The sequence below is a fragment of the Marinitoga okinawensis genome (assembly GCF_055387075.1).
The window spans coordinates 707,657-719,925 of sequence record NZ_AP042422.1 but is presented as its reverse complement, the minus strand read 5'-3'; the positions used below and the strand labels follow the sequence as shown (position 1 = coordinate 719,925).

The window sequence follows — 12,269 nt, the reverse complement described above, 5'->3', positions numbered from 1 at the left end:
GTAAAATATAATCAAGTTTTTACATTGATTAAACATTAGAAAGGGAGGGATTCTATGAAGAAATTTTTGTTAGCCTTGATTTTAGTTCTTTCATTGGTTTTATTCGCAAATATTAAAATTGGTGTAGTTTTACCAATGACCGGTGGAATTGCTGCATTTGGTGAAATGTCATGGCAAGGTATTGAATTAGCTCATGAGATGTATCCTGAAGTATTAGGTGAAAAAATTGATTTAGTATTAGTTGATAACAGATCAGAAAAAACAGAAGCCGCTAATGCTGTAAGTAGGGTTATCGATAAAGAAAAAGTTGTTGCTATTATTGGTGAGGTAGCTAGTGCTCATTCATTAGCTGGCGGAGCTGTTGCAGAAAGAAAACATATTCCTATGTTAACTTCTTCTTCAACAAATCCATTGGTTACAAACAGAAAAAAATACGTATCTCGTGTATGTTTCATTGATCCTTATCAAGGTGCTGCCGCTGCTATTTTCGCATTTAAAAATTTAAACGCAAAAAAAGCTGCTGTATTTATTGATGTAGAACAAGATTATAGTGTTGGTCTTGCTAATTTCTTTAAAAAGAAATTCCAAGAATTAGGCGGGAACTATTTCATCGAATTCTTTAAAACTGGTGACCAAGAATTTAGTGCTCAGTTAACAGACGCTATAAATAAAAACCCTGATGTTTTATATATAACAGGTTATTATCCAGAAATTTCATTATTTGCAAGACAAGCAAGAATGTTAGGTTTCAATGGTCCTATTTTAGCTGGTGATGGCGCAGAAGCTCCTGAATTAATAAAGATAGGTGGAGATGCTGTAGAAGGTTTATATTACACAACTCATTTCCATCCAAAGGGTGCTGCAACTGAAATGACAAAAGTTTTTGTCGAAAAATTCAAAGAAAAATATGGGGAAGAACCAGGCGCTATGCATGCTTTAGGATTTGACGCATATTTAGTATTAAGAAAAGCTATTGAAATGGCGGGGAAAGCAGATCCAAAGGCTATCGCAAAAGCTATAAGAGAAGTTAAAAACTTCCCAGGTGCAACAGGTATGATTACTATTAACAAAAATGGTGATGCTGAAAAATCTGTTGTTATAGATATGGTTAAGAATGGAGAATTTACATATGTAACAACCATTAACCCAGCAAATTACTAAATTAAAAAAATATTTCCCCGGTCTTCCGGGGTTTTTTATTGAAAATGGAGGTGTCGGCATTGAGTGGAGCTACTTTTCTACAAAATCTTTTTAATGGGCTAATGTTTGGCGGATTATATGCCCTTTTAGCTGTAGGTTATACTATGGTTTATGGTATCCTAAGGCTTATCAATTTTGCTCATGGAGACATTATGATGATGGGCGTGTATTTTGCATTTTATGCTTCTTTAATGGGTTCTCCTTTATGGTTATCCGTTATTATAGGAGTTTTAGGTGCTGCTATATTAGGTTTCTTGATTGATAGAATCGCATATAAACCTTTAAGAAATGCACCAAGAATTTCTGCTTTAATAACAGCTATTGGTATGAGTTTCTTTTTAGAAAGTGTTGCTGTTGTTCTTTTTGGTGCGGTTCCAAAATCTTTTACTACTGTATTTAATGATAATAACAAATGGATAATGGACAAAACCTGGAATGTTTTAGGGGCAAGAATTCCTGTAATGACATTTTTAATTTTCTTTGTAACAGCCATTATATTTTTGATCTTATTCTGGATTGTATATAGAACAAAGATTGGTATGGCTATGAGGGCTATATCCTCCGATATCCCAACAACTTCTTTAATGGGGATCAATGTTGATATGGTTATAGGTTTTACATTTGCTCTTGGTTCTGCAATGGCTGCTGCTGGTGGAATCATGTGGGCTATGAGATATCCTAATGTATTCCCATATATGGGATTCATGCCTGGCCTAAAAGCCTTTATTGCAGCTGTTTTAGGAGGTATAGGTTCCATACCCGGAGCAGTTGTTGGAGGATTCCTATTGGGGCTACTTGAAATATTCCTCGTAGCTTTAATGCCAGGAGCTGCAGGGTATAGAGATGCTTTCGCATTTATCATTCTTATAGTTATATTATTAATAAAACCAGACGGATTATTGGGTAAAAAATCCGTAGTAAAGGTGTGAGAGTATGAAGAAAACAAATTGGATATTAAATATTTCAACAATCGTATTATTTACCTTATTTCTTTCATATGCTCAAGGAAACTTTGATGATTATACTTTGAGAATAATTACCCTGATTCCTATTTATGCTATCATGTCTGTTAGTTTAAATTTAATCAATGGTATAACAGGGATATTCTCCCTTGGGCATGCGGGATTTGTGTTATTAGGCGCTTACACTTCTGCTTTATTAACTCTTGAACCATTTCAAAAAGAATTATCATACATTATCGTTCCTATACAACCTTGGTTATTAAATTTACATGCTAACTTCTTAGTTGCAACATTAGCAGGTGGAGTTATTGCTTCAGTTTTTGCATTTTTAATTGGTTGGCCAACATTAAAATTATCTGGAGATTATTTAGCAATTGCTAGTTTAGGATTTGCTGAAATTGCTAGAGTTCTAGCAAATAATGTAATTAGTATTACAAACGGTCCATTAGGATTAAAAGGATTACCTAATTATACAAATGTTTATTGGGCATGGGGTTGGTTATTAGTTACATTAATAGCTATTATCAGTTTAGTAAAAAGTTCATATGGACGTGCATTAATTGCAATAAGAGAAGATTCTATAGCTGCAGAGTCTATGGGAATAAATGTATTTAAACATGAATTAATGGCTTTTGTATTTGGTGCTTTTTTTGCAGGTATTTCTGGAGCTCTTTATGCTCATTGGTTAACAACAATAGATCCTAGAATTACAACATTTGGGCCATTATTAACTTTCTATGTATTAATCATGGTTGTTCTTGGTGGTTTAGGTAGTATCACTGGTTCTATTATAGGTGCAGGTGTATTTGCTTTGATGTTTGAATACTTGAGATCTTTAGAAGAACCATTTGATTTATTTGGAATTCATGTACCTGGAATTCCAGGAATGAGAATGTTAGTTATATCTGCAATATTTATATTTATTATGATTTTCTGGCAAAAAGGTATTATGGGAAGAGCTGAATTCTCCTGGGAAAAGTTTTTAAAATTATTTGGTATAAAAGTTAAAAAACAATCACTAGCTGAGATATATTTAGGTAAAGAAGGTGAATCGAAGTGAAAAAAATACTCGAGATGAACCATATAACGATGCAATTTGGTGGTTTGATTGCAGTAAATGATTTTCACAATCAACTATATGAAGGTGAATTATTAGGGCTAATTGGACCTAATGGTGCAGGTAAGACAACAGCCTTTAATGTAATTACTGGTATTTATATTCCTACTAAAGGAAAGGTAATATTCGACGGAATTGATATTACTCCTTATAAACCACATGAAATAACTCATTTAGGTATATCAAGGACATTTCAAAATATTAGGTTATTCCAAGATATGACTGTATTAGAAAATGTTATTGTTGCACAACATCATATGTTATCTAATCCTGATGTAGATAAGGTTTTAAAGAAAAACGGAAAAAAAACTAAAGGTAGTTCACCATTATGGTTTTTAAAAGCTTTAACAAAAATTGGATATTTTGGAAAAGAAAAACAAATGATTAAGGAAGGGTTGCTTTTATTAGAAAAAGTTGGTTTACTACATTTAGCCGAAGAAAAAGCTTCAGCTTTACCTTATGGGTTACAAAGAAAACTGGAAATAGCTAGAGCATTAGCTACACATCCTAAAGTATTATTATTGGATGAACCAGCAGCAGGTATGAATCCACAAGAATCAGAAGAACTTATGCATTTTATTAAACAAATTAGAGATGATTTTAATTTATCTATATTATTAATTGAACATGATATGAAAGTTGTTATGGGGGTATGCGAAAGAATTTTAGTATTAGATTATGGTGCTATTATTGCAGAAGGAAAACCTGAAGAAATACAGAAAAACCCAAGAGTTATCGAAGCATACCTCGGAGAGGAGTGGAAAGATGCAAAAGCAGAATGATATTGTTTTAGAGGTTAAAGATTTAAATATATTTTATGGAGCCATTCATGCTGTTAAAGGTATTAATATAAAAGTTCCAAAAGGAAAGATAGTTACTTTAATCGGTGCAAATGGTGCAGGAAAAACCTCCACTCTTTCAGCTATAGCAGGTTTGGTAAAACCCAAAAGCGGTGAAATACTTTATAAAAACAAAAACATAGCCGGAAAACATTCTCATGAAATAAATAGGCTTGGAATAGCCTTGGTTCCAGAAGGAAGGAGAATATTCCCTAATTTAACAGTTTATGAAAATTTAATGATGGGTGCTTTTAATAGAAATGATAAAGAAGAAATAGAAAGAGATTTAAATTGGGTATTTAACCTTTTTCCAAGATTAAAAGAAAGAATTAAACAATTAGGGGGTACATTATCTGGTGGCGAACAACAAATGTTAGCAATTAGTAGAGCATTAATGGGAAGACCAGATTTAATAATGATGGATGAGCCATCCTTAGGTTTAGCACCTGTTCTTGTTTCTGAGGTTTTTGATATAATTAAGGTTATAAATGAAAACGGCGGTACAATTCTTCTTATAGAACAGAATGCTGCGCAAGCTTTGAAAATATCTCATTATGGATACGTTTTAGAAACTGGTAACATTATACTTGAAAATGACTCTGACTTATTATTAAAAGATGAAAATGTACAAAAAGCATATTTAGGAATGGCCTAATACGCCGTCATACTCCATTTGCATAAAGCAACAGCTCCCAAATAGGGAGCTGTTGTCATATTATTTTTGTCTTTGAAAAATTCCTCTCTTTTCAATAAAGAGTAAAAATGGTAATCCTAAAGCATAACAGGCTATTAATTCACCTATTCCAATCCATAATACAGTTGGCCAATATGGAACCTTTGCAAGAGGCGCAACATATGCAGATACGCCAAATGCATTAACTATCACTGGTGGTAAAGGAGCTAAATATTTATTTGGCATTTTATAAGTTAAATAAGCTGCTAAAAGAGTTAATGCACTACCTAAAAATATATCTATAGCTCCAAATCCACCAAAAATATTTGCTAACATAGCTCCTATATACAATGCTGGAATAAAAATAGGATTAAAAAAAGGTAAAACTGTTAATGCTTCCGAAATTCTAACCTGTAAAGGTCCATAACTAATTGGAGCCAATACTACCGTTAATGCAACATATAATGCTGCAACTACACCTGCCAATACAATGTTTTTAGTTTTCACAAAAACACACCTCCTTGTTTTGTTGAGGCGGGTGCTGCGACCGCCGAAGAACAATTATATACTAAATTTATTATTAAAAAAATAATTATATGTTAAAATAACGATGTAATAAAAAAGAATAAAAGCCCTATCCCCAATGATATTAACGCATTTTTATCGCTTTTTCTTATTTTATCTTCATTTTTCATATACCCTTTTCTTGTTTCTTTTACAGAAGAATTAAACATATAAATTCCATTTATTATAAAAACAACTCCTATAAAGAAAAATATATTTGCTAACATTTTTTATCCTCCTTGGAATTTTTACATTAAAGTATTATAATTATATCATGTGTTGTAAAAGGAGGTATTAAAATTGAATAAAGAATTAACTCCGCCACATAATCTCGAAGCAGAAGAGGCATTATTAGGTAGCATTTTTTTAGATCCTCAAATTTTACCTGATATTTTAGAAGAAATAAGATCTAATGATTTTTATAATCAACAACATCAAATAATTTTTAAAATAATAGAAGATTTATTTGATAGAGGCCTTCCAGTAGATGCAATATCTGTAATGGAAAATTTAAGAAATGCTAATTTATTAGAAAAAGCAGGTGGTGAAGATAAATTAATATATCTAGCTGAAGTTGTTCCAACACCTGCTAATGCATTGTATTATGCTAAAATAATTAAGGATAAATCTTTATTAAGAAGTCTCGTTACTGCTAGCACCGAAATAGTAGAAGCAACAAGAACTATAGGTGAAGCTGAAGAAATACTAGATTTTGCCGAAAAGAAAATTTTTGAGATAGCAGAATCAAGAGCTACTAGAACATATGATTCTGTACCAAATATTGTTCATGATGTTTTTGAAAAATTAGATGAATTAAAAAAAGAGCTTCAGTTGAACCAAATGCTCTTGTAACTGGTTTACCTACTGGTTTCATTTCATTAGATCGATTAACTTCCGGATTTCATAAATCTGATTTAATTATTATCGCTGCCAGGCCATCTATGGGTAAAACTGCATTTGCACTAAATGTTGCAAGTAATTTAGCTATAAAATATAAAACACCTATAGCAATGTTTAATTTAGAAATGTCAAAAGAACAACTGGTTCAAAGAATTTTATGTGCTGAAGCACAAGTGGATTTGCAAAAAGTAAGAACTGGAATGCTTAGTAATGAAGACTGGAATAAATTAGTAAATACAGCACATAAACTTTCTCAGTCAAAAATTGTTGTGGATGATGAACCTGGTCTTGACCCAAGAACTTTAAGAGCTAAAGCCAGGAGAATGAAAAGAGAATATGGAATTGAAGCAATTTTCATTGATTATCTTCAGTTAATGTCGTCTAGAAGCAGAGCTTCTGAAAGTAGACAACAAGAAATTTCAGAAATTTCTCGTTCTTTAAAATTATTAGCAAGAGAATTAAATGTAGTTATTGTCGCTCTTTCACAACTCTCAAGAGCTGTAGAACAGAGAGAAGATAAAAGACCCCGATTAAGTGATTTAAGAGAATCTGGAGCTATAGAACAAGATGCTGATATGGTAATGTTCTTATACCGAGATGCTTATTATAAACGAAAAAAAGAAAGTGATAATAAAGATAAAAATAATGAAAATTTAATTTTAAATCATCCACACGAATCGGAATTAATAATTGGGAAACAAAGAAATGGGCCTGTTGGTACTATTAAATTAATGTTTGACCCAAAAGTTACTTTATTTTATGAAAAGGATAATATACATAAAGATAAATATTAGGAGGAAAAAAATGGAAAAAAGTATAAAAAGTAAAATTTTAAAATTAATTGAAAAGAAACCATTATTACAAAAGGAGATTTATGATAAGTTCAAAGCGAAAACAAAAGAGGAAAAAAGTAAAATACGTAATGCATTAAAAGAATTGCTGGAAGATGGTGAATTATATAAAAATTCAAAAAATCGATTTTGTCCATTAGATAAAAATATGAAAATAGGGGTTATTGAATTTACCAGAAGAGGAAGTATGGCTTTTGTTAATACAAAAAATGGAGAAGAAATAGCTATCACTTTAGAAAATGTCAAAGATGCCATGCACAAAGATACTGTATTAATTGAAATAATTGGTACATGGAGAGACCTACCAAAAGGAAAAGTGATAAGAGTTTTAAAAAGAGGAATGAAAAAAGTTGTTGGTATATTTGAACAAAAAAAATTATTTGGTTTTGTATTACCAATAGATCAAAAAATCCATACAGATTTTTATGTTTCTCCAGAAAACTTTAATAAAGCCAAACCAGGTCAAATTGTTGAAGCCGAAATAATAAAATATACTCATAAAAATCCAGAAGTAAAAATAACCAAAATAATAGGAAATGTAAATGATCCAAAAGTTGATTTGCCTATAGTAATTATAAAACATGAACTTCCAGAGCCAGGAGTATTTCCAGTAAATGTTATGAAAGAAGCATTAAAAATACCTAATACTATTCAAAAAAAGGATTTAAAAGGAAGAAAAGATTTTAGAGATGAAATTATAGTTACAATAGATGGAGATAGTGCAAAAGATTTTGATGATGCTGTTCAAGTAAAAAAATTAGAAAATGGTAATTATTTATTAGGAGTACATATCGCTGATGTTTCTCATTATGTAAAAGAAAATTCAAATTTAGACAAAGAGGCATTTAAACGAGGTACAAGTGTTTATCTTATAGATACCGTAATACCAATGCTTCCTCATGAATTATCAGATTGGATTTGTTCGCTAGTAGAAAATGAAGATAGATTGACTATGTCATTAATTATGGAAATTGATCAAAATGGTGATGTTATTGATTTCAACGTATATAACGGTGTTATAAAAAGCAAAAAAAGATTAACCTATAATAAAGTAAATAAATTATTGAATAATGAAGCTGATGAGATATTGGAAAAAGAAATTGGATGGTTAAGACCAAATCTTGAATTGATGAGAGAATTAATGGAAATAATAAGAGAAAATAGAAAAAGAAGAGGAGCCATTTTAGACATTGAAGGTGGTGAAGTAAAGTTTGAATTTGATGAAAGAGGAAATGTTGTAGATATTATACCTGTTGAAAGAGGTATATCTGAAGTTATTATAGAGGAATTTATGATCAAAGCAAATGAAACTATAGCCTCTATTTTTGATTCACAAGGATTACCATTCATATATAGAATTCACGAAGAACCAGATCCAGATATGTTATTACAATTAAAAAATTACTTAGAAATAATGGGTTTAAAATATAAATTTCCTAAAAATATTCATCCAAAATTATTACAAGACATGCTAGAACAATTAAAAGAACATCCTTTAAGAAAAAGTATACAAAAATTATTGGTTAGATCATTGAAAAGAGCTGTATATTCAGATATGAATGTCGGACATTTTGGTTTAGCATCTCAAAATTATACACATTTTACTTCTCCAATTAGAAGATATCCAGATTTAATTGTACATAGATTATTGAAAAAATATTTAAAAAATAGCGGTACTTTCAAAAACAACGAAATAGAAAAATATAGCAAGTTACTTCCAGAAATAGCTTCTCATAGTTCCAAAAGAGAGAGAGTTGCAAATGAAGCGGAATGGGATTTAACAGATATGAAGAAAGTTGAATATATCATGTCACATATTGGAGAAACATTTGATGTGTATATTACTAATATAACAAAATTTGGCATGTTTGTAGAAATACCAGATAAATTTATTCAAGGATTAATACACGTTTCTACTATGGATGATTATTATATTTATAATGAAAAACAAAATGTATTGATTGGGGAAAGAACTAATAAAATTTATAGATTGGGAGACAAATTAAAAGTAAGAGTTAAAAAAGCAAATAAATTAACTGCAGAAATTGATTTTGAAATAGTAGAAAAAAATGATAAATTAATTGAAAAAGAACTAAAAAATAAATATCCTAATGCTAAAATAAAAATAAAAAAATCAAAGAAGAAAAAGAAATTTTAAAATAAAAAAGAGCCGCACGGCATTCGTTACCGATGCGGCGGCCCCTATACCCCCCTAGGTATTTTTCTCTTTTCATTACATATTATATCATAAAAATACAAAAAGATACACATTATATTTCAAGTTAATTAATTTGTAACAAAAAAAGCCCTCTCGGGCTTGTTTGTTATTCTTTTTCTTTATTCATTTTTTCTATACATTCTTTACAGTAACCTTTAATGTATAATTGCTGATCAATAATTTTATTCTCTTTTTCAATCATTGGATCAAATTTTAATTCTTCAATATCAAAATCAAATATTTTTCCACAATTTAAACATTTAAAATGACCATGTAGATGAGTATGTATATCATATCTGGCCTCATTTTCCTCAATTGTGATAACAGATACTAAATCTTTAGATTGAAACAATTTTAATGTATTATATACTGTAGTTTTTGATAAAGTTGGTATTTTTTTCACCAAATCTCTATAGATCATATCTACATTTGGATGAACCTGATTATCCATAAGATATTTGTAAATTTGAATTCTCTGTAAAGATGGCGAAATATCCTTTTCCCTTAATATACTACTAATATATTCAATTTTTTCTTCTTCACTCATATAACCACATCCTTTCAATATTAAATTGATTATAATTCTATATTAATTTTATACCATTTTCGATTAAAAATCAAGTCTTGATACAAAATTTTAATTTTTGTGATATAATTGTATTAATATTATAACAGGAGGGATGTAAATGAAAAGAATTATTATCTTTGTATTTCTAATTATTTCTTTTGTAATGCTATATGCAGAAACATTTTCTGATCTTTATAATGAGTTTAAAAAAATAAATAGTTATCACAAAATTCAAGAGATGGAAGAATTATTAACAAAATTAAAAAATTATACAAATGATGCTTCGATGTTAGCATTATATTGTAATGCTTTAACAGAATATGCAAACTGGGGTGTTTCAGAAGATAAAAAAGAAAATATATATAATGAAGCTGTTGAGATTGGTAAAAAAGCGGTAAAACTAGATGAAAACAATGGGTATGCACATTATGCACTTGGTGCTGCAATTGGAAGATTAGCTCAATATAAAGGGATAGTTTCTAGTTTATTTTTACTTGGTGATTTTGATGAACATATTAAAAAAGCTATAAAACTCGATCCCAATTTATATACTGCTTATATTGCGATGGGGATGAGATATAGAGATGTTCCATGGCCCATGAATAATTATAAAAAATCTGAACAGTATTTACTTAAAGCTGCCGAAATTGAACCTGGTTATGTTAATGCTTATTATGAATTAGGTGTTTTATATAAAATATGGAAAAAATATGATAAAGCTAAAGAAATGTTTGAAAAAGTTATAAATATGCCTTTACATCCTGATTGGATAGAACAAGGAAAAGAAGCAAAAGAGGATTCTAAGAAAGAATTAAACAATTTAAAATAAAAAGAATGGTTAGCTAATGCATAGCTAACCATCTTTTTTATTAGACTTGTTTAATTGCTTCATCATATATAAATTTTTATCAGCTAATTCAAAGTAATTTTTTTCTTTAAAAGAAGAAATACCGAGACCATAAAAAATTTTGTGTAAATAAAAAGTAGAAAAAATAGGTAACCCTCTTCTTGGTATGGTAAAATAAAACCAAGAAGGGGGTATTTTAAATGGCAAAGAGAAAGAAAAAAGAAGAAAGTAACATTGAAAAATTAGCAAAGTTAATAGCAAGAGATCCTGAAGTAAACACAATGAAAGACGTATATGACAAGATAAAAGAATTGATGGGACCAATAATACAAGAAATGTTAGAAGCGGAATTAGAAGATGAATTAGGATATGAGAAATACGATAAGGAAAATAAAGAAACGGATAACTCCAGAAATGGATACAGCTCAAAAAAGGTAAGATCAAGCATGGGTGAGATGGAATTGAAAATACCCAGAGATAGAAAGGGTGAATATGAACCGAAAATAATACCAAAATATAAAAGAGATATTTCAGATATTGAAAGTAGAATAATAGGAATGTATGGTTTGGGATTAAGTACGAAAGATATAGTTAGGAATGTTGAAGATATATATGGTGTAGAATTATCAGCTGAAATGATAAGTAAAATTACTAATAAGATATTACCAGAAATTAGAGAATGGCAAAGCAGACCATTAGAAGAGATATACACTTTTGTTTTCATGGATGGAATAGTATTTAAAGTAAAAGATGATGGTGAGATAATTAAAAAGACTGCATATGTTGTAATAGGTGTAAATATTGATGGATTTAAAGAAGTTCTTGGTATATATATAGGTGAAATAGAATCATCAAAATTCTGGTTAAGAGTATTAAATGATTTAAAAAATAGAGGAGTTAAAGATATATTAATAGCTTCAGTAGATGGATTAACAGGATTCCCACAAGCAATTAAAGCAGCATTTCCTGATACTGTAGTACAAAGATGTATAATACATCAAATAAGAAATACATTAAAATATGTTAATTACAAAGATAGAAAAGAACTTGTAAATGATTTAAAAAAAGTATATAAAGCACCCAATAAAGATATAGCTTATTCAAACCTACAAGATTTAAAAGAAAACAAATGGACAAAATACAAATTGGCATTAGAAAGCTGGGAAAAACATTGGGAAACAATATCTCCATATTTTGATTATGGTGATGAAGTAAGAAAAATAATGTATACAACAAATGTAATAGAATCATTGAATAGGCAATATAGAAAAGTGACTAAAAATAAAACATCTTTTCCAAATGATGATGCATTATTAAAAATATTATATTTAGCAACAATAGATGCAACAAAAAGATGGACAGCTCGATATAGAAACTGGAGTAAAGTCCTAAACGAACTATCCATCTTTTTCAAAGAAAGAATCACAAAATACGTCTATAATTCTTAATACAACTAAATTCCAAAATCTGTAATAATCAATAATACATAAAACTAAATGCTAAAAACTAACGCCAAAAATATATTCTTAA

At 29.5% G+C, this 12,269-nt stretch carries 11 protein-coding genes and 1 pseudogene; 9 read left to right on the top strand and 3 right to left on the bottom strand.

Translation table 11 applies throughout. The features are described from left to right. Positions 1–54 precede the first annotated feature (54 nt). The 5 genes from ACZ5CK_RS03565 (at position 55) to ACZ5CK_RS03545 (ending at position 4,773) form a co-directional block, all read left to right on the top strand. Positions 55–1,161 carry an ABC transporter substrate-binding protein gene (locus tag ACZ5CK_RS03565; RefSeq protein WP_464582529.1) on the top strand — a complete coding sequence of 369 codons (1,107 nt, stop codon included), beginning with the start codon at positions 55–57 and terminating at the stop codon, positions 1,159–1,161. A gap of 101 nt (positions 1,162–1,262) precedes the next feature. After that, positions 1,263–2,129: a branched-chain amino acid ABC transporter permease gene (locus ACZ5CK_RS03560; protein WP_464582947.1), complete on the top strand. Its 867-nt coding sequence runs from the start codon at positions 1,263–1,265 to the stop codon at positions 2,127–2,129. Between the two features lie 4 nt (positions 2,130–2,133). Next, positions 2,134–3,222, top strand: coding sequence for a branched-chain amino acid ABC transporter permease (locus ACZ5CK_RS03555; RefSeq protein ID WP_464582528.1), 1,089 nt, complete (start codon positions 2,134–2,136; stop codon positions 3,220–3,222). A 14-nt stretch (positions 3,223–3,236) separates the two neighbouring features. Further along, on the top strand, positions 3,237–4,061 hold the full coding sequence (locus ACZ5CK_RS03550; protein ID WP_464582946.1) for an ABC transporter ATP-binding protein: 825 nt from the start codon (positions 3,237–3,239) through the stop codon (positions 4,059–4,061). Next, positions 4,045–4,773: an ABC transporter ATP-binding protein gene (locus ACZ5CK_RS03545; protein ID WP_464582527.1), complete on the top strand. Its 729-nt coding sequence runs from the start codon at positions 4,045–4,047 to the stop codon at positions 4,771–4,773. Before ACZ5CK_RS03550 ends, ACZ5CK_RS03545 begins: the two co-directional genes overlap by 17 nt. Positions 4,774–4,833: 60 nt before the next feature. Here ACZ5CK_RS03545 and ACZ5CK_RS03540 read toward each other — a convergent pair whose 3' ends face one another. Both ACZ5CK_RS03540 and ACZ5CK_RS03535 read right to left on the bottom strand, forming a co-directional pair. After that, positions 4,834–5,298, bottom strand: a complete 465-nt coding sequence (locus ACZ5CK_RS03540; protein WP_464582526.1) for a QueT transporter family protein — start codon at positions 5,296–5,298, stop codon at positions 4,834–4,836. Between the two features lie 92 nt (positions 5,299–5,390). Then, positions 5,391–5,582: a hypothetical protein gene (locus ACZ5CK_RS03535; protein WP_464582525.1), complete on the bottom strand. Its 192-nt coding sequence runs from the start codon at positions 5,580–5,582 to the stop codon at positions 5,391–5,393. A 73-nt stretch (positions 5,583–5,655) separates the two neighbouring features. On the opposite strand from ACZ5CK_RS03535, the pseudogene dnaB reads away from it, so the two are divergent. Next, a pseudogene (dnaB, locus tag ACZ5CK_RS03530) lies at positions 5,656–7,049 on the top strand (replicative DNA helicase). Positions 7,050–7,059: 10 nt separating this feature from the next. After that, positions 7,060–9,264 (top strand): ribonuclease R, encoded by a 2,205-nt coding sequence (rnr, locus tag ACZ5CK_RS03525; RefSeq protein ID WP_464582524.1) that lies wholly within the window; start codon positions 7,060–7,062, stop codon positions 9,262–9,264. Between the two features lie 166 nt (positions 9,265–9,430). Here the strand turns inward: rnr and ACZ5CK_RS03520 are convergent, their stop codons facing one another. Continuing rightward, positions 9,431–9,871, bottom strand: coding sequence for a Fur family transcriptional regulator (locus tag ACZ5CK_RS03520; RefSeq protein ID WP_464582523.1), 441 nt, complete (start codon positions 9,869–9,871; stop codon positions 9,431–9,433). Positions 9,872–10,010: 139 nt separating this feature from the next. Between ACZ5CK_RS03520 and ACZ5CK_RS03515 the strand changes: the two genes are divergently transcribed. Next, positions 10,011–10,721 (top strand): tetratricopeptide repeat protein, encoded by a 711-nt coding sequence (locus tag ACZ5CK_RS03515; RefSeq protein ID WP_464582522.1) that lies wholly within the window; start codon positions 10,011–10,013, stop codon positions 10,719–10,721. A gap of 218 nt (positions 10,722–10,939) precedes the next feature. Then, the gene (locus ACZ5CK_RS03510) at positions 10,940–12,187 is read left to right on the top strand and encodes an IS256 family transposase (RefSeq protein ID WP_464581024.1); all 1,248 of its coding nucleotides are present in this window, start codon (positions 10,940–10,942) and stop codon (positions 12,185–12,187) included. Positions 12,188–12,269 lie beyond the last annotated feature (82 nt).